13 protein-coding genes are annotated in these 23,175 nt (G+C 44.6%); all 13 read right to left on the bottom strand.

Going from position 1 to position 23,175, the window contains the following annotated elements; all coding sequences use genetic code 11:
- Window positions 1-1,575 (bottom strand): non-reducing end alpha-L-arabinofuranosidase family hydrolase (locus tag DFR58_RS13005; RefSeq protein ID WP_114298284.1); only part of this gene is annotated, 1,575 nt, incomplete at its 3' end.
- Window positions 1,576-1,655: 80 nt separating this feature from the next.
- Window positions 1,656-3,545, bottom strand: coding sequence for a glucuronoarabinoxylan endo-1,4-beta-xylanase XynC (gene xynC, locus DFR58_RS13000; protein ID WP_114298283.1), 1,890 nt, complete (start codon window positions 3,543-3,545; stop codon window positions 1,656-1,658).
- A gap of 584 nt (window positions 3,546-4,129) precedes the next feature.
- On the bottom strand, window positions 4,130-5,728 hold the full coding sequence (locus DFR58_RS12995) for a response regulator (RefSeq protein ID WP_114298282.1): 1,599 nt from the start codon (window positions 5,726-5,728) through the stop codon (window positions 4,130-4,132).
- Between the two features lie 184 nt (window positions 5,729-5,912).
- Window positions 5,913-6,914: a galactofuranose ABC transporter, permease protein YjfF gene (gene yjfF / locus DFR58_RS12990; protein ID WP_114298281.1), complete on the bottom strand. Its 1,002-nt coding sequence runs from the start codon at window positions 6,912-6,914 to the stop codon at window positions 5,913-5,915.
- Window positions 6,889-7,941 carry an ABC transporter permease gene (locus tag DFR58_RS12985; protein ID WP_114298280.1) on the bottom strand — a complete coding sequence of 351 codons (1,053 nt, stop codon included), beginning with the start codon at window positions 7,939-7,941 and terminating at the stop codon, window positions 6,889-6,891. Before DFR58_RS12985 ends, yjfF begins: the two co-directional genes overlap by 26 nt.
- Window positions 7,934-9,475, bottom strand: coding sequence for a sugar ABC transporter ATP-binding protein (locus DFR58_RS12980; RefSeq protein WP_114298279.1), 1,542 nt, complete (start codon window positions 9,473-9,475; stop codon window positions 7,934-7,936). The genes DFR58_RS12985 and DFR58_RS12980 overlap by 8 nt, the downstream gene beginning before the upstream one ends.
- A gap of 128 nt (window positions 9,476-9,603) precedes the next feature.
- Window positions 9,604-10,650, bottom strand: coding sequence for an ABC transporter substrate-binding protein (locus DFR58_RS12975; protein ID WP_114298278.1), 1,047 nt, complete (start codon window positions 10,648-10,650; stop codon window positions 9,604-9,606).
- 524 nt (window positions 10,651-11,174) lie between these two features.
- Complete coding sequence (locus DFR58_RS12970) at window positions 11,175-11,480, bottom strand: hypothetical protein (protein ID WP_114298277.1); 306 nt, start codon at window positions 11,478-11,480, stop codon at window positions 11,175-11,177.
- 25 nt (window positions 11,481-11,505) lie between these two features.
- A complete protein-coding gene (locus DFR58_RS12965; RefSeq protein WP_114298276.1) occupies window positions 11,506-12,645 on the bottom strand; it encodes a thioredoxin domain-containing protein in 1,140 nt (379 codons plus the stop codon).
- A gap of 274 nt (window positions 12,646-12,919) precedes the next feature.
- Window positions 12,920-15,544 (bottom strand): beta-L-arabinofuranosidase domain-containing protein, encoded by a 2,625-nt coding sequence (locus DFR58_RS12960; RefSeq protein ID WP_114298275.1) that lies wholly within the window; start codon window positions 15,542-15,544, stop codon window positions 12,920-12,922.
- Between the two features lie 118 nt (window positions 15,545-15,662).
- Window positions 15,663-17,702, bottom strand: a complete 2,040-nt coding sequence (locus DFR58_RS12955) for a carbohydrate-binding protein (RefSeq protein WP_114298274.1) — start codon at window positions 17,700-17,702, stop codon at window positions 15,663-15,665.
- Between the two features lie 50 nt (window positions 17,703-17,752).
- Complete coding sequence (locus tag DFR58_RS12950; protein ID WP_242987622.1) at window positions 17,753-19,699, bottom strand: carbohydrate-binding protein; 1,947 nt, start codon at window positions 19,697-19,699, stop codon at window positions 17,753-17,755.
- 79 nt (window positions 19,700-19,778) lie between these two features.
- Complete coding sequence (locus DFR58_RS12945) at window positions 19,779-23,132, bottom strand: carbohydrate-binding protein (protein WP_114298273.1); 3,354 nt, start codon at window positions 23,130-23,132, stop codon at window positions 19,779-19,781.
- Window positions 23,133-23,175: the final 43 nt, after the last annotated feature.

Raw genomic sequence — 23,175 nt, 5'->3', positions numbered from 1 at the left:
CCCAAGCAGGTATTGCTTGAGCAGCAGCATATCAACGGTGTTGACTGCCCCATTACCGTCTAAATCGGCACATGCAGGATCAGCAAGCAGCTCCAGCTCAAGGATATGCTTTTTCATCAGCAGGAAGTCTACTGAGTCTATTTTCCCATCTGAATTCAAATCACCCAAGACTGCCGTACTGCCTCCTGTACTAAATGTGAACCAGTTAACGTTGAATAAGTATCCGCTGCCACCCGTATACTTCAGGTATAAGTCATGCTCTCCGCTCGCACCGCTGACATTGCACTTTACATCAACCCAATTCTGCCAGCCGCCCGTCTCCGGCACAGCGCAGGTTCCTACTAAAGTACCGTTAATGCTGTCAAGTCTTATCTCTATATTGCCTCCGCTGGTAGCACTGGACACTCTGGCCTGAAAGCTTGTCGCACCGCTGCCGAAATCAATCTTTTTATAAACGGTATAATCCCCGTTTTCTATATACCCCACACACTCTCCGCCTTCGGAGCAGCTTCCGTTTTGTATTCCCGACTGGCTGTTGTAGCTCTCTGCTTCTATTTGCGTAAATGCCGATCTCGGAGTAACGGGCGTATCCGGACTGCCTTCGTAATTCCTGATAAGTCCCAGATCCCATGTAAGCTTCTGGTAGTCACCCGATAAGCTGAGGGTACCCTGGATGAGGAAATCCACCTTGTTGATGTCATTAATTTCTAGCTTCTGGTTGTACCCTGCACGTATTAACTCACCATGCGAAACATTGGTTGTCCACCTGCTGCCATTATAGGAAAGGTTGCCCCTCCATGCCCATTTTTCTGCGACCTGTGTCCACGGCCCGCCTGCGCTTGAAGATGTCCATAATTCATAATACCGTCCATCCTTCATGTCCTCAATGAGCAGGTAATATTGTCCGTCGGCAAGCGACTTATATATCTCCGCACCTTCAAAGGTGCTTCTTATAGAAACCGAAGGCGCTCCCCATCCTCTGGGGAAATTCTCCAGAGAAGTCCTGCGCACATATAGATTTCCTGATCCATCACTGGGGGTGTTATACATATATGCATATTGGTCGTCGCATATAATATAGTAATCCCATCCCATGTTACCTGATATTCCAAAGGATTTCGGACCCGACCATGAGTTGGGATCAGCTATATTCGAGGTTGTGGCATAAGCCGCTCCATAGGTTCCGTCCTGGTATACAAGATACCATAGCTTATGAGGCTCAAAATAGAACACCTCAGGAGCACAGAAATAGCTCTCCCCTATTTTACTCATATATGTGCGCGGCGCTCCCTTTAATCCCGCTATGGTGCTTGCGGAGGTATAAAGCGTCTGCCATCCTCCTCCTTGATTGGCCCCCGTATAGAATACGTGGTATTTGCCCTCATAGTAAACAATAGTGGGATCTTTAGCGCCATAGTAATCGTATGGCTTGCACTCTCCGTGAAAAATCACCGGTTCGTCTACATACCATGTCGGGTTAGGATTTGCTGCTGCACTTACTAAAGTGCCTGACAATGATAATGTTAAAAGCAAGGCCATAATAATAGCTATGCTTTTCTTTATTGACCTTTTCATAAAGCTTCACTCCCTATTTCAAATAATGTCCTTCACGTGAATTTAAAGCTTCCGCAAGTACAGTAGGCTTGTTCCGCTCCTTATGCAGGAAATTGAGTTATAATTCCCAGCAGGTATTGCTTGAGCAGCAGCATATCAACGGTGTTGACTGCCCCATTACCGTCTAAATCGGCACATGCAGGATCAGCAAGCAGCTCCAGCTCAAGGATATGCTTTTTCATCAGCAGGAAGTCTACTGAGTCTATTTTCCCATCTGAATTCAGATCACCCAAGCTTACCGTACTGATTCCTGCACTAAATGTGAACCAGTTAACGTTGAATAAGTATCCGCTGCCACCCGTATACTTCAGGTATAAGTCATGCTCCCCGCTCGCACCGCTGACATTGCACTTTACATCAGCCCAATTCTGCCAACCGCCCGTCCCGGGTACAGCACACGTTCCTACTAAAGTACCGTTAATGCTGTCAAGCCGGATCTCTATATTGCCTCCGTTGGTGTCACTGGCTACTCTGGCCAGAAAGCTTTTAGCACCGCTGCCGAAATCAACCCTTTTATAAACGGTATAGTCACCGTTTTCTATATACCCAACACACTCTCCGCCTTCAGAGCAGCTTCCGTTCTGGATTCCAGACTGGGTATCATAGCTCTCTCCTTCTATCCGTGTATAAGCATCTATTGGTTCCGGAGGTTTAACCTCTCCCAGTTCACCTACAAACGTTGTAACGCTTTGTGCGGGAAGCTGGGCAGTAAAGGAGCCTCCTGACACATTAATGTCTGATCTGGCCGCCATGCTTCTGCTGCTGTCGGTCAGCCATGAGGATACTTTGGATGCTGTCCCATTCTGAAGGATAAAGTTTTGGTTTACTGCGGAGGTGCTCCTGTTGATTGCAACAATGACCACCTTGTCGTCGCCCTTATAAGCAGATATGTAAACATTGGTATTAGGATTCTTGGTTGCATCAATCCTCACATACTCGGGGCGAACAAATTTTGAGTAATGCGACATCATATAGCCGCGCTTGCTTATATTGCCGTCCTCCTTCATAGGGCCGTAGCTTCTGCGGATGTACCACCATACATATGCCTGAAAATTCCCCTCTACTAAAGCATTGTGCATATTATATGCAACATCTAACGCTTCAGGCCAGCGATCGGCGGAGTTGCTGTCACTGTTCGGCACATATACCTCTGTCATCCACAGCTCTTTTCCCGCTCCCTTTTGCTGGAAAAGAGGATAAGGCATATTACCTACACTGGTGCCGTAAAAGTGAGCGCCAAGGATATCCATATTGGCAAGTGCCTGAGCGTCATTTAAAATAGGATCGGATATATTTTTGAGATATTGGAATGATTCGGGAGCCATTACTCTGCAATTAATTGAACCGGCATTATTTTTCATAAAATTGAGTATTTCCTGTGGAGTCCACCACGTCCAATCATGTGCGTAATCAGGCTCGTTTTGAACAGAAATAGCATACAGCTCCACGCCATTATTCTTCATATATGCAACAAAATCATTAAGGTGCTGTGCATATGCAGCGTATTTATCGTATCTGAGCCGTTTTTGATTTGCAACTCCATTACGGGTAAAGGTTTCAATCATACTGCTTGGAGGGTTCCACGGTGAAGCAAAAACCAGTGCTCCCTTTTCAATAGCTTTTTTTGCAGTCGCCACCTCTCTGCTCCAATTATTTTTGTTGTCATCTATAAAGATTCTTAAAATAGAAAAACCCAACTGCCCGCTTCCATTTCCAAACGCCGTTTCTCTTTGGGCTGCCGTCAAGTCTCCAATCCAGGCGGGGTGGTTCATTCCACCAAAGCCGCGTATCACTTGCTTTTGTGCCGATAAATTAACCGTAGCCTCTCCTGCAGCCAAAACCTCAACCGGAGGCGGTAAGGCAAATATCAGCGATACTGCCATCAAGCAGACCAATATTACTCCAATTGGTCTTGCTACTCTTTTTGACATAACTTTCCCCCCTTCATATAAAATAATATTTAATTATGGTTCCCGGCAGGTACTGCTTAAGCAGCAGTAATGGACTTTTCAGTCCTTGGTAAGCCCATGCTTTTTCCCTCCTCTCCATGCTTTATACGCTCCTTAGAACTACGAAGCTTTATTTATAAGGGTATTAAAGGGATTCACATTTTTGCTTCATCCTTGTTGAAAAAATGTCTTAAAGAGTAATTTGTTACATTGCCGGTGTAGAGTTTGAATTAGTTTTGAAATAGCGACAAATATTATTTCTATAACGAATAGATATAAAGACAGGTGTCGATACAGCTTACAGCTTTGCCGTTATCAGTGTTGGGATTAATTTATTTATGAGGGTATAATTTATTGTTGCAACAAGATTTGAATAGATTTTTTAACGGAAGATATCGGCATTTGTTAATAAATTTGATTTTCGCTTTCACCCCTCCCCCTATTTTTCTAAAATATAAGACATATCTATATAAATTATATCATGCATATAAAAAAAAATAAGTTAATTATCTTTCGAATTTATGTCAATTTTTTTTGAATAAAGGGAAATCTCTTTTTTTCGCTGCTTACACCTCATTCCTAAACTCCTTTGGAGTCATTCCCATGGCCTTTTTAAAAATGTAGCTGAAATAGTGCAGATCATTATACCCCACACTATACGCAATTTCGGATGATTTTAATGACGTGGTTTTCAAGAGCTCCATTGCTTTTCTTATTCTGGTCTTTGTCAGGTGTTCTATAAAAGTCTCTCCCGTCTCCTGACTGAATATAGTACTGAAATGGCTTGGACTTACATTTACATATGAAGCAACAGAATTAAGAGAAATGTTGGTATCTGAAAAATTATTCTGTATGTATTCCTTGGCTTTATTAATTGTGCTGTAATATTTCTTTTCTACCCGGACATCTCTAAATTCAAACGCTTTATTCAGCACCTTTTCCATCATTTCCTTAAATTTTTCCATTGAATCAATGTCTATAACGAAGCTCTCCAGCCGGGCCACTTCCGGCATTAGCTGCTCCATACTTCCTCCCAGCTCGCCGATAAACCTTGAGGATTTTAATACAACATCTAAAGACACGTAATATATATACAGGAGTGAACTCATTTCCACATCATTAAAATCATCTATATATTGCTTGACAAAAAGCCCAACATCAGATTTTAGTCCATATTTTAAAAAATCACAGACATCATTTTTATCAATTTTGATAAATTCCTTTTTCCCTCCTGTTACAGGCTTGATATCGTTAATTCCGAGAATTTTGTTCCTTCCGTAGATATGCCGGTAATTCTTTATTGAGTCTGCTTCCTTGTAGGACTCTGTAATACCCTGAATCCCTTCTCTTGCACTTCCTATACTAATATCAATCACACAGGAGGTATTCCTTTGCACCTCATACTTTATGGATTGCGCCAATCCATATGCAGTTTCCTCCAAAACTTCAGGGCTATTACCTTTTACTATAATGACTATTTTACCCGGTCCCCTCTTAAACTTGAGTATCTCGCTGCTCTCTGCCGCAACGTTGTTTATCAACACCTCACATCGCAGAAGCTCCGAATATTCCATTTCTATTGGGTCTTTTTTTTTGATTTCCGACTCAATAATTTCTATCAGGTAGAATGCGGATATAATATTGATATTGAAGCAGGCACACTTGTCAACAGCCTTCTCAGGAGGGATTATTCCCAATACCAGCTCACTTAAAAGCTCGTCCCGGAAAAGGGGGGCGTTCTGCTCAAGCTGCTTTTTTATTTTTTCTACATTCTCCCGTTCCTTTTTTTCATTTTGAATCTGACGCATAACCTTGTTCAGCGACTCAATCAGCTCTTCTGAGCCTATGGGCTTCAACAGGTATTCTGATGCTCCGATGCGCATAGCCTCTCTCGCAAAATCGAACTCATTATGCCCGCTGATAATTATGATTTTTATCCATGGCATATTTTTTTTTACAATGCGGCTCAACTGCAATCCATCCATAAATGGCATTTTAATATCCGTAATCAATATGTCCGGCTTCATTTCCTGAATCAGCGGCAGTGCACTCTCGCCATCGGCTGCTTCTCCGCATAAGGTAAAATCAGTATCCTCCCACTTGACGCTGCTGCGAATACCTTCACGGATTGTGATTTCATTATCAACAAGAAACACTTTATACACAGTTCCATCTCTCCCTCGGAATAAGAACAGACACCCCAGCGGCTTCACTGCCAGGCTCTGCCCGTATCTTTAGTAAGGCGGTCTTCATGCATTGCCGCACTGTTATCTTTAATTTAAAAGGTACTCCTGCCTCCATCTCCGATATAATTTTTATTTTCTCTTTACAGTGTACCTCACGTTTTTGCTACAAGGCTGTCTTGACATTGCCCTTTGCTTTTTGTGAGTCTCTTCTCGCCACCAGAAGCCTTTGAATGATAATGAAAACGCAAAGCAGCGCGGCTATTACAATTTTAGTCCACCAAGAATTCAGTGTACCGTCAAACATAATGAGATTTTGAATAATCCCCTGCGTCAATGCTCCAAACAGGCTTCCAATAACATAGCCCACTCCTCCTGTCAGCAATGTTCCTCCTATAACGGCGGAGGCAATAGCGTCAAGCTCCATGCCCTGGCCATGAAGTGAATACCCTGAAAGCATATAGAAGCTGAATACAATTCCCGCGAGTGCAGAGCAAACCCCGCTTAAGGTATAGACCAGCACCTTTGTTCTCGCCACAGGCAATCCCATAAGCATTGCAGAGCTTTCATTCCCTCCAATGGCATACGCCGAACGCCCGAATTTTGTATAATGGGCTATATAAATTGCCAATACAAGCACAACAAGTGCAATGACGGCACCAATTGATATAAAATTATCTCCCCAGAGGTGAACTCTGTAATGTGCAATGTCATTATAGGTTTTATTTGTTATATTAATTGTTTCAATACTAATCCAAGCCGCCGCACCTCTGCCAAAAAATAGACCTGCAAGCGTTACAATGAAAGGCTGCATTTTAAAAAATTGTATAAGGCTTCCCTGTATAAGTCCGTATACCGCTCCTATTAAAACCATAAGCACCATTACGGCATAAGGATTCATTCCCTTGTTTTCTACAAGATGTGCCGATGCCATACACACCAGGCAAAGCACCGAGCCTACCGACAAATCAATGCCGCCTATAACCAGAACAAACGTCATTCCGATAGCCAATATTATAAGGTACGCATTATCTATAAAAAGGTTGAAAAATACTTGCATTGAAAGAAAGGCGGGATATTTTACAGCTCCCGCTGTAAACAGCACAACAAACAATAAAACAGTAATAGCAAGAGGTACATGCTTAGAGCTTAACTGTGGCTTTTTCATTCCTTGCCCCTCCTATTTTTGAAAATATTCCAGATAACTTGTGCCGCAGCTCTTCCGACTGAACAAAGCATATAGCAATTACCACTATAGCCTTGATTAATGGCAGTACCTGTGCCGAAACACCTACAGCATACAAGGTAGTTGTAATGCTCTGAACAATAAGCGCCCCAATCATGCTGGCACCAAGAGAAAATCTTCCCCCAGCCATGGAGGTTCCTCCAATTGCGACGGCAAGGATGGCATCCATTTCTGACATTAAGCCGGCATTATTTGCGTCTGCCGCCCTTATCATTGAGCTGATGATTAAGCCTGCAATACCCGCGCACAGCCCGCTGAAGGCGTATACTAAAAACTTTATTTTTACTACACTGATGCCGGTAAACCTGCTTGCAACGGAGTTTACGCCCACCGATTCAATAAACAGTCCCAATGCCGTTTTCTTTAAGGCAAGTAAAACAATTACCAGCACAACGGCAGCAATAATAATTGAGAAGGGTATGGGTATGCCCGGAGCAAATCCTCCTAAGTATGCATACGGCTTATAATAAACAGTAATAATCTGCCCTCCCGTTATAAGCTGTGCTATTCCTCTTCCCGCAACATACAGTATCAGCGTCGCCACAACAGGCTGTATCCCCAGCTTTCCTACCAAAAAGCCGTTCCATGCACCTGCTAATATGGATACAAATAACGCCGCAATAATTGCAATAATAAACGGATTCTGGACTGTTCCGTCAAAATTCCCTCCAATAAGAGAGCAAACAAGAGCGCCGGATATTGCAGCAGTTGATCCCACCGAAAGATCCACTCCTCCTGTGGCAATTACCAGAGTCATGCCCATTGCTAAAAGCATGAGAGGCGCGGCGCGGTTAATTATATCAATAATCCTTCCGAACAGGTGCCCGTCTTTAAATTCTATACTTAAAAAATCATCTACGAATATAATATTAAAAATTATCATTAACACCAGTATCATCAACGGCCAGAACAGCTTTGATTTTGTTATTAGCTTCAATCTATCATGCATGCTTTTGCCCTCCTGCTATTGTCTGCATTATACAGTTCTGGTTTAAGTCCTCCCCGGATATCTCGGCTATTTTCTGCCTGTCTCTGAATACCGCAATCCTGTCACAGGTCCGAAGCTCTTCATCCAGCTCAGAGGATATAAAAATCACTGCCATTTCCTCTTCTGCCAGCCGTACTACCAGCTTTTGTATTTCTGTTTTTGTTCCGACATCAATTCCCCTTGTCGGCTCATCCAGAATCAGAAGCTCAGGGTCGGTGGCAAGCCATCTTGCCAGAATTACCTTTTGCTGGTTGCCTCCGCTTAAGTTTTTAACAAGCTGGTCGGGTCCGGAGGTCTTTATACTAAGCAGCTCTATGAACTTGTCTGCCAGCTTCTCCCTCTCTTTGGCGGAAATGCATCTTCCCATTCCTCTTTTTGCCTGTAGCGCGATTATTATGTTTTCCTTCACGGTAAGGTCTCCCATAATGCCCTCTCTCTTTCTGTCCTCAGGGCAGAATGCCATTCCATTCTTAATTGCATTCATTGGGGAAGCGACTGCAGACCTTTTGTTTTTGATGTATAGCTCACCCTTGTCTGCCTTATCAACACCAAAAAGAACTCTTGCCGTTTCTGTACGCCCTGAACCAAGAAGGCCTGCGAAGCCAAGAACCTCCCCCTTTCTGACGCTCAGATCAAAGGGACTTATGCCTCCTTGACGGCCTAAGCCTGCGGCCTTTATAAATGCCGCATCATTACATAAGGAGTCCTCTTCACAACCCTTTGCGGATGCCGCATTGCCTTTATTAAAGCTTGTAAGCACATCAAATTCCTTGCCTATCATCTTTGCTATGAGCTGAACCTTGGGCAATTCCGAGGTCTCATATTCTCCTACTAATTCCCCGTTTCTTAAAACGGTTATCCTGTCTGAAATTTCGTATACCTGATCTAAAAAATGCGTGATAAAGATAATTCCTATTCCATCTTCCTTCAGCCTTCTCAGCACTTCAAAAAGCTTATCAATTTCGTCTCTATCCAAGCTGGAAGTCGGCTCATCCAGTATCAGAATTTTTGATGAGACATCCAATGCTCTGGCAATGGCCACCATTTGCTGTATAGCTACCGAATAAGTGTCTAAGCTTTGGGTTACGTCAATTTTTACATTAAGCTTTGAAAGAGCGGCCTGTGCTCTTTTATTGATTTCCTTCCAGTTAATAACGCACCCGCTTACAGGCTCACGGCCGATGAACATATTCTCAGCCACAGAAAGATTTGGGCATAGGTTGATCTCCTGATATACCGTGCTGATTCCAAAAGCTTGTGCTTCTAAAGGTGTTTTGGGAAGTATGCTTTTCCCTTCAAGATAAATTTCTCCGTGATCTATTTTCTCAACCCCGGTTAAAACCTTAATAAGCGTAGACTTTCCCGCGCCGTTTTCTCCCATCAGGCAATGCACTTCCCCTGCACATAGTGTAAAATTAACATCGTGAAGCGCTTTTACGCCCGGAAAAGACTTGCTTATCCCAACCGCTCTAAGGATAGGTTCATTTCCAGCCATCCCTTGACCTCCCCCTTCATTGTTTGAATACGCCCTATTATACAAAACCACTCCCGGAGCCCCTTTTAGGGGCCCCAATACGGAGCGGCTCTTAAAAATCATATCTTTAAATTTCTATTATTAGTATCTTAGTATTGGCGGCTTGGCAATATCTCTGCAGCCTTCTCAGCAGGGAACACTTCTTCCTTGGCATATGTAAGCTTCGGAACCTCCTTGCCCGCTTCAAGGTCCGAAATAGTCTGCACCAGCACAGGGCCGGTAAGAGGCGAGCACTCTGCCACGCAGTTAAGCTTGCCTGCGATCATTGCCTCAAAAGCACCCTTAACACCGTCTATAGATACAATCTTAATATCCACACCAGGGTTTAATCCGGCTGCTTCTATTGCTGAAATGGCACCGAGAGCCATGTCGTCATTGTGCGCATATATAAGGTCAATCTTGCCCTTATCTGATTTAAGCCACGACTCCATAACCTCCTGTCCCTTTGCACGGGTGAAATCTCCCGTTTGAGACTTAATAGTCTTGAACTTGGTGCCCTCCATGGTATCAACCCATGCCTGGCCGCGATCTATTGCAGCACCGGAGCCAACCGTTCCTTCCAACTGATACACGTTTACAGTATCCTTACCTTTAAATCCGAGCTTTTCTTCATTATTCTTAACCCATTCTGCAAGGTTCTTGCCTTCCTCATAGAAGTTTTCCCCTACTCTTGTTATCCAGAGATCATCCTTTCCGTCTGCTGTTTTAACAGATCTGTCAACAAGGATTAGAGGAATTTTTGCATCGGCAACCTCCTTAAGAACGGTATCCCAGCCCGTTTCAACCACAGGGGCCAATGCGATATAATCTACCTTCTGAGCAATAAATGATCTTATAGCCTTAATCTGGTTTTCCTGTTTCTGCAGGGCATCGGAGAATTTTAATTCAAATCCGGCTTCTTCACAGGCGTCTTTGATAGACTTGGTATTGGCGGTACGCCATTCACTTTCAGCACCAATTTGGGAAAAGCCTACAACAACCTTCTTGCCGCTTCCATTTTTCTGATCTTTTACCTCAGCTTTTGTAGCTTCCGCTTCATTTCCTCCCGAAGGCTTTGCGTTGCCTCCGCACGCAGCCAACGAAAGCAGCATTGTTAAAGCCAGTGCCACTGCAGTAAATTTTGAAAGCATTTTCATATTCTCTCCTCCTCAAAATTAGAAAATTAGTAGTGCCTGCTTGCAGCTCTTTTTTTAGCAAAAAGCTGTTTACATGCGTCATTCAAATTATAGGATGTAGCAGGACCTAACTCAATGTAATTCCTTTTGGTATTGGTACAATAATTTCATAAGTTTTTACTGAATTTAAAACAGCAGTTCTTTCTTGTGTCAATTTTTTATTCAAATAAGTTAAATTTTTTTTGAAAATATAGTATTTTTATGCATATCAGGAAATGTTAAAGAATTGTATGGCCATATTTCTTGCCGAGCACTGCCATTTCCTTGAGATGTTTTGGGGATTAAGGAAACGGCAATGCTCATCAAGCTTTACTACTTATATGAATTGAGAAAGGGGCGATTTTAAAGGATTAAAATATGTTCATCAATTATGTAATACTATTTTACCTTAATTCTACCTATTTATAAATAGAATATTTCTTTGAGTTATGTCGTTTTTTTTTGTAAATACCCTCACAATACAAAAACCTCCCGCCTCCAATACTTTATAAATCCAGCCTGAGTGTTGCCACATCCTCACTTAAACGCAAAAGCGCTCTGATATCCGGCGGAACATCTCCCCAGAATATTTGCCTGTTGCCATCTGCAAGCATTTTATTAAAGTATTCTTCAATTTTCAGCAGCAGCTTCTTTACTGCAAAGGATCTATGAATGATACATGGCTCACAATCATTAAACAATTCTATGCTTTTTTCTATTACCTTTTCTTCATTTAAGGGCAGGGAGCTCAGTCTGCACTCCAGCCTGGTTGTGCCGTCCTTGCCTATAAATATTATTTTTTTGGGCTGCATATGGCTTACACCTCTATATTTAAGATTAGAAGAACAAAAATATAATAACTCCCAGCACAAAAAGCAGCAGTATGTTTATAATTTTTATAATATGAAGCCTTTCCCTTATTGCGTCCGATACATCAAAAACCTCTCTCCCCTTATATACTGCCAATGTAAGTATTAAAAGGGGCAATATCAGCCCGAGGTTATATATAATAAGATAGCTCAGTGCCTGTGAGCCAAGATCCGGGGCGGTTTGAAAAATTGTTATTATGACAGCTAAGTATATCTGGCCTGTACACAAAAACTCCCCCAGCGAAATAGCAGCACCAAGAAAAAAGCTTATGAAGAGCGCGCTGTCCAGACGTGAAAATCCCGATACCCTTTTAATTATGCCATGATTGAATTTCCTGAGCCTTTCGGGAAGCTGGAGCTTTATGCTGCCGTACCTTTCAGCCTTAGCCGCAAGAAAATCCTGCATGTTCATAATGATTAAAATCACCAGCGTCACTGCAAGCAATGCCTTTATTACTCCACTTAAGGCAGCGAAATTAAAGAATGACAAAAAACGGAAGAGTGCTGTTCCCAGCAAAAGATACATTAAAAATTTGCCCAAAGCAAAGCACACCCCGATTTTCAGTATTTTTACCCGCTTTACTGTTAAAAGGGACAGGAAAAAGAGCAGCATAGACATTGAGCATGGATTTATTCCGTTAACCAGCCCCGCAAATAGCACGCTTGCCCATTTAAGCCCCTTAAATCTCTCCAGCTCCTTTTGGTAACCGCCGGCGCCGGAGCTTTGAATTTCAAGGGTTTTAGCTGTCGGGGAGGTTATTTCCGTTTCAAGCCCCCTCCTTATTGTCTCTACATCAGCAAAATACTTGTCTCCTATGAAAATGATGGGAATGATACCGTCATCCTCCTCCGGGACTCCATAAGCCTGAATGTAATCGTTCATAAGGCTTTTATTTCTCAAATCGGATATATCGTATTTTCTAAGTTCAAGATTTTCATGCATTTCGCCGTATTTTTCAAGAAGCTCCGATACCCCGTCACATGAAGCACAGGTGGGGCTGTAAAAGTAAACTGCTACAATCTTATCCCCATTTGCTGCTAAAGTCCCATAGCCGGACATCAATATTGCAAGCAGCAGTATTAAAGGAATAAACAATGGTCTTCTCATTTTTTACCCCCATTCGAGCTTGTTTCCCGTCAAAGTCCTTTTTATCCCGCAGGACAAGCATATTTTCACAATCTATATATGTAGCGATAAAGATTTTACATGGAGGATATAACTTGATGTAAGCAATTATATCCTCTATGTTTGTAAAATCTTTATCGCATCCTATATAATATCATATCACACAGCTTTGTTTACGTCGGCAGGCAGGCTTTAGCAAATTCCGGCCGGAAAAGGCACACCAGCGTGTGCATCTTGTCCGGCCGTTTGGATTATTTTAAGGAGTTAATGGAAGCTCTTCTATAAGTCCAAGCAAATATTGCTTTAAAATTGCAAAATCCACTGACGTTACGGAATTATCACCGTTCAAATCGGCCGCCTGTAGATTTATATCCACCTGCATTCCCATCAAATACTGCTTTAGCAGTGCAAAATCAGTTGTATTAATACTTCCGTCATCGTTGACATCTCCATATTTTTGCTCGCTGCCACCCGTATAAACTTTAACCGAAGCATCGTCTACATACAAATTAATTCCGCTGTCAGGCCCCTCAAAATATATACTCAGCTCGCTTAAGCCTCCGTCAACATCCAAGGTATATTTACCCGTAAGCTCAACCCAGGAGCTGTTGCTTGCTGTGGAAGAAGCGATATTGGTATAGGAGGTTCCGCTGTCATCGGTTTTTTTGATAGTCATTATAACGGGAGCACTTGCGGCATTATCCAGCCTTACCCACCCGGAACAGGTATAAGTCTCGCCGTTTTTTACTCTGGACGTCATGTTATAAATAGGTCCGTTCCATGACGAGGTTCTGCCGGTATGCAGAACACTATAAGTTCCTGAATGCTTCTGGGCATTTGATACGGCAATTGAGCCCGCGCCATTAACGGCCCATCCCGTAGTGTTTCCTGACTCGAAGCCGGTATTGGCAATTAAATTATCTGTAGGCTGATCGCCCTGATATGTACCAAGCTTAAAGTAAATACCATATCTGTCGGTATACCTTTTATAATGAGGAGTGAATTTCAAATTATTATCCTCATCGGTATTTCTCAAGACAAATTCCAGCTTTCCCGGTATCCGAACCAGATTATTCTTAATATTGCCAACCCAGCCGTCTATACTTGGGCTTGCCGCCGTATTTATATTTATAGTTTCTTTAATGGATACATTTCTGGTGGCTTTTAACACCGAAACCCCATGAGACTGGGTTGTCATGCTCTGAGTCCCAAGCCCGGCACTTAATACAAGCGGGCCGTATGTGAAGGCTACCGCATTTCGGTTGTCAGTCAGTCTTGATACCTTTACTTCGGCAGGCATGGTAAGCTCTACTGTATCCCCTGCCTTCCAAACCCTGCTGACATCAAGATACCCGTTTACTTTAGCAACGTTAACCGCAGTGCCATTAACCTTGACTATGGCATTTTGGCCTGCAGCAATCCACGAGGGTGATCTGAATTTAACCTTCATCGCGGAAGCAGGAGCGCTGTTAATGGTAAAGGTTACGGTATCAGATAAAGGTATATCGGCCTGCTGGGTTAATGAAAGCCCCTTTTCACTCCAGTTCAGCGTCGAGCTTAAGTACATGTTTACATACAGATCCGATCCGTTGTTAAAATAAATGCTGTCATTAAGCTTTGTAAAGTTTTCCATTCCCGTTCCCGTACAGCACCAGAAATGATTGAATTGCGAGCTGAATACCTTGAAGTACCCCGTACCCATTGCCTTAAAGTATGTAGCCATTCCAGTTTCAGGATTCTGAGAGGCCATGATTTCATTTATGTATGCATTCTCATAGTAGTCGGCATATTTGACATCGCCGGTTGCTCTGAACAGCTCTCGGGAAAGCTTCAGCATATTATACGAATTGCAGGTTTCATTGTTTACATTGTCCCGGTATGCATCGAGCTTCCCTGCGGCTCTGAAATGCTCATCCTGACTGTTACCTCCCGTTACATAGGTATGGTCTCTGAGTACGATAGTCCAGAACTGCTGTGCCGCAGTCAAATAAGAGGCCTCACTCGTTCCTAATGTGCTGTAGCGGTTCAAGGCTCCGATGAATTTTGGAATTGTAGTGTTGGCATGTCTGCCCGGTAAATTGTTGTTTCCAGCCGCTATGGTATTAAAAAGCGCCGTTTCGTCAAATTTATGCGCCGCGGTCAAATGATTGCTGTTGCCCGTCAGCTTATAAAGCTCATAAAGGCAGTCATTCATGCCCCCATACTCCACGCCCAATACTCTTGCCTGTGTGGATGAATTCCATGAGTTTGCCCTGTTGTAAATCCAATTCCCCAGATTGCTTGCCACTGTCAATGCCGCGGGATTCCCTTGCAGCTTGTAAATGTCAATAAGTCCCGTCATAATCTTATGCATTGTATACCATGGCACCCAGCTTGAACCGGAGACCTTTCCTTCGACAACGTCAAATTGAGTTGATGAGGTTGCAAATAAATATCCGTTGCCGTTTTTATTCTGGCAAGCCTGCAGCTCTGATATAATCAAATCAATACGGTTTTTTAAATCCGCGTTTACCGTACTGTCAGACTTGGTGTTTTTATAAGCCTGAGCAAGTGCCGTCATATAATGACCCATTGTGTGCCCCTGAATCAGGGTGTTGTTCTCCCAGCCGCCATAATTACTGTAGGACGTTGACAGCCCTGCCGCTTTTTTAAACCCAGCCAGCAAACGGTTGGGGTCAATTGATCTTAAATACTCTACATCTTTGTTAAGAGCATTTACATAATAAGGATCTGTTATTTTCACCTGCTCCATATCAAACTGCTTTATCAGTTCAACGCTTGCCGAATTCACCGATAAAGGTGTCTGAGCAATAAATATAAAGGAAAATGATAGCAGACCTATTAGATACATGCTTACTGTCTTTTTAAATTTGTAAGTCATAATATAGCCTCCCTTAATAATCTTCTCTTAGTTTAATCAAACGACAGCCTGCTTTGATGCACCTGCATAAGTCTATAAGCCACGTCGTCATCTTGTCAGGCTGTCATTACATCTTATCCTAAAACCCCGTTATAATCCCTAGCAGGTATTGCTTGAGCAGCAGCATATCAACCGTGTTAACCGCTCCATTACCGTCTAAGTCTGCACATGCTGGATCAGAAAGCACCTCCATCTCCAGAATGTGCTTTTTCATAAGCAGGAAGTCTACTGAGTCTATTTTGCCATCTGAATTCAAATCTCCCAGAGTTACCGTGCCAGGGCCGTCTTTCTCGGCAAATGAGAAGCAGTCTAAATTAACTGAGCCTTTGAATACCAGATATACATCCTTTATCCCTGTAACCTTGTCTATGGCGCAGCTCTGATCCTGATACTCATTCCAGCCCCCCGTAGATGCCACAGGCAAGGTGCCTATAAGCGTGCCCGTCGAGCTTCCCAGCCTCACATCAATGCTGGTGGTTCCTGCGGCTGCAACCTTGGCCTTAAAGGATGACGCTCCGCTTCCAAAGTCTACCTTTCCGTATATAGCATAATTGCCATTCTCTACATAAGCAAGACTCTTTCCTCCGTCGGGAGTGTCGGCTATCTGAATACTTGAGGAGCTTAAGCCGCTGTAGCTCTCTGCTTCTATCCGTGAAAAGGCGGATTGTGTAAACTGAAACCAGTTAAGGTTGAACAGATACCCGCTTCCCCCCGTGAATTTAAGGTACAGATCGTGCTTTCCGCTTGCTCCGCTGATATTGCAGCTTACGTCAACCCAATTCTGGAAGCCGCCTGTTGTACCAACAGGGCATGTCCCAACCAGAGGCCCGTTAATGCTGTCAAGCCTTATCTCTATATTTCCTCCCTGAGTGCTGGTAGCTGCCCTTGCCTGAAAAGCTAATGCTCCGTTCCCGAAATCAATATTTTTGTATACGGTATAATCCCCGTTTTCAATATACCCAACATCCAGGCCGCCTTCGGTGCAGGTTTCGGTTTGGACTCCCGATTGATTATTGTAGCTTTCCGCTTCAATCTTGGTAAAGGCTGATCTGCGATCAGGAGGCGTTGTAATTCCTCCGTCTAAGGCAGCACCGTCAAACGGGACAACAATAACCTTGCTGCCGTGCCTGTCGTTGCCTAAGTCCTTGTCCTTTGCAACATCTATCGCTGAAAGCAGCATCGCAACCACATGGCCGTCCTCCATATATACATTGGGACGCTCCAGCTTGTTCCAACGGTTAACCGTACCATCGGTATAGCGTAAAAAATTCGCGGTAGGGTCGTAGGCATACCCTGAATCCAGCTTCCAATTGCTTATACCGTCCTCTGAAGTGAGGTGGTATGCTTTACGCGTATCCCACTTGTTGGCAACAATATGATACAGGCCGCCGCTATACCACATAACGGGATCTTCCATGTTGACCGTCGGGCAGCCGGGCGTTTTAGCATAAATATTGGTACCTTGAATAACGTAAGGCCCAAGAACGTTATCGGAAATACCTATTACGGCATCTCTTTCAATCAAGCCATAACGCCCGTCGGGACGAAGCATAATGTACACATTTGATGCGGTATAAAGCGATGAGTACGAGTTTTGAGCTATTGATACGCTGCCCAGCTTTGACCATGGCCCATCCAGAGAATTGGAGACAAAAATGTCGGCCGGACGCCTGGTTTCACTGACAAGTATAGCATACCGCCCATCCTTCAGTTGGAACGGAACTACATTATGACCCTTGCCGCCCTGATCGTTGGGCCAGCACAGCCCCTTATCGGTATAAGGCCCATATAGGTTGGAGCTTGTGGCATGAACGGCCACCGAGCCGAACCATCCGTTATGGCCGGCAGACTGGTTCCAGCGGCTGGCAAACATGTGATACGTGCCGTCAGGCCCCTTAATTATTCCCCCATCCCAGTAACAATACCTCGACATGGTTTTGTCTTCCAGACCGTTTGACTGATCGCGGGGGCCCACCTCCGGGGCACCCCAGCAGGAAGAGGACAAAGCCTCTATAATGGGCATCGGCTTAAAATAATCCATAAACGACGCGGCAGATGCCGTCATTTGAAATACCATTAACATAACCAATCCTATAAAAATCGCTGAACCCTTTTTCATAATTAACCATTCCCTTCTTAAAGAATAATTAAAGCTCATAGCAATATGCTTTATCCGGGAAATTCTGATATAATTCCCAACAGATATTGTTTAAGCAGAGAAAAGTCCAGTGAATTGACCCCACCGTTGCCGTCCAGATCAGCCGGTGTCAGGTCTTCAAGGAGTTCCAGTCCCAAAATGTGCTTTTTCATCAGGGTGAAATCTATGGAGTCTATTTTCCCATCGGAATTTAAGTCGCCCAGCAGCTTTTCAGGAATGCTTCCCTTGCTGAATGTGAACCAGTTGACGTTGAACAGGTATCCGCTTCCGCCCGTATATTTCAGGTATAGATCATGCTCGCCGCTTGCGCCGCTGACATCACACCTTACATCGACCCAAGTCTGCCAATCGCCTGTTCCGGGAACTGTACAGGTTCCTACTACAGGGCCGGTGATGCTGTCAAGCCTAATCTCTATCTTGCCTCCGCTGGTAGCACTGGACACTCTGGCCTGAAAGCCTGTCGCCCCGCTGCCGAAATCAATTTTTTTATAGGCGGTGTAATCGCCGTTTTCTGTGTATCCTACTGCCTCTCCGCCTTCGGAGCAGCTTACGCTCTGGATTCCAGACTGAACGTCATAGCTTTCTCCCTCAATCTTTTCAAAAGCCGATTTTGGCTCGGCGGGTACATTTCCGCCAAACTTCCACCAGTTGAGATTCAGCAGAGAGCCGCTTCCGCCGGTAAATTTCAGATACAGATCATGTACCCCGGACGCACCGCTTATGTCGCAGGATTTAGTAGTCCAGGTCTGCCAGCCTCCCGTACCCGAAACGGCACAGGTTCCGATTAGCTTCCCTGTCGGACTGTCAAGCCGAAGCTCAATATTCCCTCCGCTGGTTGCCGAGGATACTCTTGCATCAAAGGATGTGGCACCTGAACCGAAATCAACTCCCTTTACCTTTATATAGTCACCGTTGTCGATATTGCATACATTCATTCCGCCCTCACTGCATTTTTCCGTTTTAACGCCTGAGCTCCAGCAAATTGTTTCACCCTCGTTTTTAACATACGGGTCCAGATTGCCGATCTGTGCGGGGCCGTTTTTAGTCATGGGAATGCTTGGAATGGTGCCGTCGGCATTGTAGTTGAACTGTTCAACGCATACCGAACGGTGGTAGCTGCCTCCCCCCGGCAACTCGCCCGTATGATAAAACATGTATGAATTCCCTTTATAATCAATCACTCCGGGATGGTTGGTATAGCTGTTTTTAGAATTCATTATAACGCCTTTATAGGACCATGGCCCGGTAGGGCTTGTGCTTGTGGCGTAGCGGATGTCTTCGCCTCCCGAGCCCATTCCCGCATATACCATGTAGTATAAGTTATTACGCTTGTAAAACCACGGGCCCTCTATAAAGCTCGTCGGTTTGGGAGATGCCTCAACAATACCGCCCGAATAAGAAATCATATCCTGATTTAATTTCACATGGTAAAGGCTTCCGTTTCCCCAATATAGGTATGCCTGTCCGTTATTGTCTATGTATACCGTCGGGTCAATGTCCCGCGCCCCGTGATTCGTTATCAGAGGCTTTCCAAGAGCATCTGTATAAGGCCCCGTCAGGCTGTCCGACACCGCTACACCGATTACTCGCGCGCCCCCGGCATTTTTTCTGGTCATGGGAACGTAGAAATAAAACTTCCCGTTCCTTTGGATAACCTGTCCTGCCCATGCATCGCCTTGAGCCCAGCTAAATGTGTTGTAAGACAACGGCGACCCGTGATCTGTCCAGTTCACCATGTCTTTTGAGGAATAGCATCTCCAGTCGTTCATAGTATAAAAGTTGTTTACTATTGTATCCTCATCATGTGTGGTAAAAACGTAGCAAGTGTCATCATACACCATTGGTGCAGGATCAGCGGTATAAAGAGTCTGTACCATCGGGTTATCGGCATAACACATTGCCGGAAGAAATAGAGAAACAATAAACAAAAAAGCTATTGCCTTACATAATTTTTTCATAAACCTACCTCCAATTATTTTTTTCTTGATATTTAAATTTCCTTAAGCCTTTAGATATAATATTTGATATTTTACCTGTTTATAATGTACCTTTTCCGGGAAACTCACTTATAATTTCCAGTAAATATTGCTTGAGCAAGGAAAAGTCCAGTGAATTGACTCCCCCGCTTCCGTCTAAGTCAGCCGGTGTCAGGTCTTCAAGGAGTTCCAGCCCCAAAATGTGCTTTTTCATCAGGGTGAAGTCTATAGAATCTATTTTTCCATCGAAATTCAAATCACCCAGCAGCTTTTCCGGGATAATTTCTTTCCCGAATATAAACCCGCTGATATTAAACAGGTACCCGCTTTCCCCGATATATTTCAGGTACAGGTCATGCTCACCGTTTGCACCGCTGACATCACACCTTACATCAATCCAATTCTGCCAATCTTCTGTTCCGGGAACGGTACAGGTGCCTATCACAGGCCCGGAAATGCCATCAAGCCTGAGCTCTATCTTACCTCCGCCGGTGGCACTGGATACTCTGGCCTGAAAGCTTGTGGCACCGCTTTCAAAATCAATTTTTTTGTAAACAGTGTAATCCCCGTTTTCTATGTACCCTACAGCCTCACCCCCTTCTGAGTTGCTTACGTTCTGGATTCCCGACTGAGCGTTGTAGCTCTCCGCTCTAATGTGCGAAAATGCCGTCCGTGACTTGATTATATCTGAAATAACCGCCACAGCGTCTACAACCAGAGTTCCGCTCACAACCTTCAGGCTGACGGTATGCTTTCCATAATCAAGCCCGCGGAGTGTAAATGTCTGGTAAAATTCCCCGGACGACATTGTACCTGCCGAGCTGTTGACAACCTTCCCGTCTACTGTCACCTCCAGCTTTGCCGATCCGTCGTTAGGGCCTAGAATATCCAGCCCGTTGCCGATAAATGTATACTGAAGCACAGCACCGGCTCTCTGGCTGGTGGAAAGGGAACGCTGGTAATTGTACATGGATTTGCCGTTTGCATGGGCCCACGCGCCTTCGTAAACAAGCTTGGCAGCCGGGGCAGCCGACAGATCATGCATCTCAAGATTGTCGAGCAGCTCCGAATAATAAGGTGGAAAGCCGTCAACCTTTTCAACCTTCAGGTTATCAAAGCGGGTATAATAATAACCGCTTCCCAGATCTATACGTCCGGAAAGTCTTGGCTTCGAATCGGTATAGTCGGCAAGGACAACGCCATCCAGATATGAAGTAACCTTGTTGCCGGCAACCTGAATTGCGATGTTATGCCATGCGTTATAGGCGGTAATAAAATTGTTTATTTTTACTCCGCCCGAACCACTCACTACATTTCCGCTTGCTACGGATTTGCCGTCAACCCACATTGACCATCCGCCGTCAAACCAGAATTTCAGGAAATACGGCGTACCGTTCATATAGTGTGAATTGCCGCCTCCCTGCTGCCGGGCTCCTATAGCGGCATAATTGTCGCCCCCCTCGGTGCTGTTGTGCTCAAAAGAAACGTCAACACTGGCTTTATAGTTCAGCCATCTGTTATCCCCAATGCCCGTTATCGGGCTTCCGTTATTCCACGTGCCTCCCAGCCCCATAGCGGATCGATCAACCTGCTGGCGCAGAACATAATTGTCTGATCCGTCAGGAAGATATGCCTCAAATGCACCGTTTCGGTCGCTGGTATATCGCGGAATTATACTTTTGGAGCCGCCTCGGGAATTTATATAGCTCTCGGTTCCCGTAATTTTCCCTCCTGCTCCGATTACAGGAACGGTTTTTCGGGAGTAATCAAAATCGTCGGCATATAGTATATTGTCGCCCGTATCCTGCACAGAACCGGTTATATCGGTGTCAAGCACGGTACGTTCGCCCTCTGTCGGCAGCGGTGCTTTAAACTCCCCGTTCCCGTTGTTGTCCAAAGTGGTAACCGTCACAATAGAGTAAGGCTTTACATTTATTGTGTAACTACCGTTATTTGCGGCAAGCTTACCAAGATATTTCATATAGCTGCTGTTAAAGGCCGCTCCCTTATCGGCCGCACGGGTTTCCCATACTTCAAGGGAGGGTGTGCCCGCATATCTCATGTTTACCGTTTTGAGCGTATAGGTTTTAGAATACTCACTATCATTGATGAAAACGGTTGAAAAGTTGAGCTTGTCGGGAGAGGCCATTGTCATATAGCTTGGTGTGCCGTTCCGTCCGTTAATGGGGTTGGTGCCTGTCGCGCCGGTATAGCTGGACTGAGGCACCGCCCTCCAGATACCTGCGGTATTGCTTTGGTTTTCCCAGCCGGTATTGGCAAACCAGCTAAAGTGGCGCAGAATAACAAGTCCCCCGTCATAGTGCATCCATCCCGACCAGGGATCACGCGCGCTGATTAATTCCTTAAAGCAATATTGTCCTCCCTCATAGAAGGAACCAATAGCCGGTTGGTAGATAAAATGCGTCCGCCGTGAATTGACAAATCCCTTTATAATAGTGTTTCCCATTTCAAGCGGGCCGTTTATGCCCCCTATGCCTGTGCCCGCCACCGTAGGATCCTTCATATTATTGTTGGGACGGAAGGAGGTGTTGCTAAAGGTAGCCTGTGCCTCACTGTTCCATACCTCTTTGTCAAATTGATCGGCAAGCTGCTTGAAATTGCCCGCGCTGTTATCATCAGTGTTGTAGTGATATGCGGCGACCGTCACTGCATCACGAAGGGAGGAATCGTTCACCATGCTGCCGCCGAAGGAGCCTAAACCGGCTTCATCGGAAATCACAACCTTAATGCTGTTATAAAGAGCCTTCTCAGTTGAGTCGTTAAAGCCTGTGCTATCTGTTTTAACCCTGTTTGCAAAGGCTTTGGTCCACGTCAAATCCGGCCCCTGCTCGTTGACTCCGGGATTCACATAATCTACCATATAGCCGTATTGGCGGTAAGCGGCCAGAATGGTTTTCTTATACCACGCATAAACCTTGTCATTGTTGTTTACCCAGCCGGGAGCATTCCAGCGCAGGATGCTCACCTTAATATCAGGGTTCACTCTTTTTGCATCGGCCGCAAGCTCAAATCCTGGGTGTCTCCTGACATTTGCAGCTTCGTTTTCCAGACGCATAGTGGACGGATCGGGCCCTGTGGAGTTGTTGCGGTCGTTTCCCATCTCAATTTTCACTTGAGTCATAACAGGACGCGTTCCTCCAAACAGTATCTTGAGCAATTCCGCATATTTCTCCGGATGCTCGGATTTATAATCCATCAGAAGCGCGCTGGAGCTGTTTCCGCTCAGCACGCCGAAGCCCTTGAAGGTAAGGCCGTTGACGTTGCCGCTTTTAATATTGTTTCCATCCAGTGTAATGCTGGCATCCGCCGCTGTAACTCTATTCAGAGGCGTAATTTGAAACAACGTAGTAGCTAAGGCGATAAGTAGAAGAATTGACAATATATTTCTTCTCATTTTTTTCCTCCTTTTACGTTTTATGCAGAACTGCTTTGATCAC

The organism is Anaerobacterium chartisolvens (assembly GCF_003337415.1).
Lineage (GTDB): Bacteria > Bacillota > Clostridia > Acetivibrionales > DSM-27016 > Anaerobacterium > Anaerobacterium chartisolvens.
Note: the sequence above shows the minus strand (reverse complement) of the source record. Positions and strands in the feature narration are given on the sequence as shown.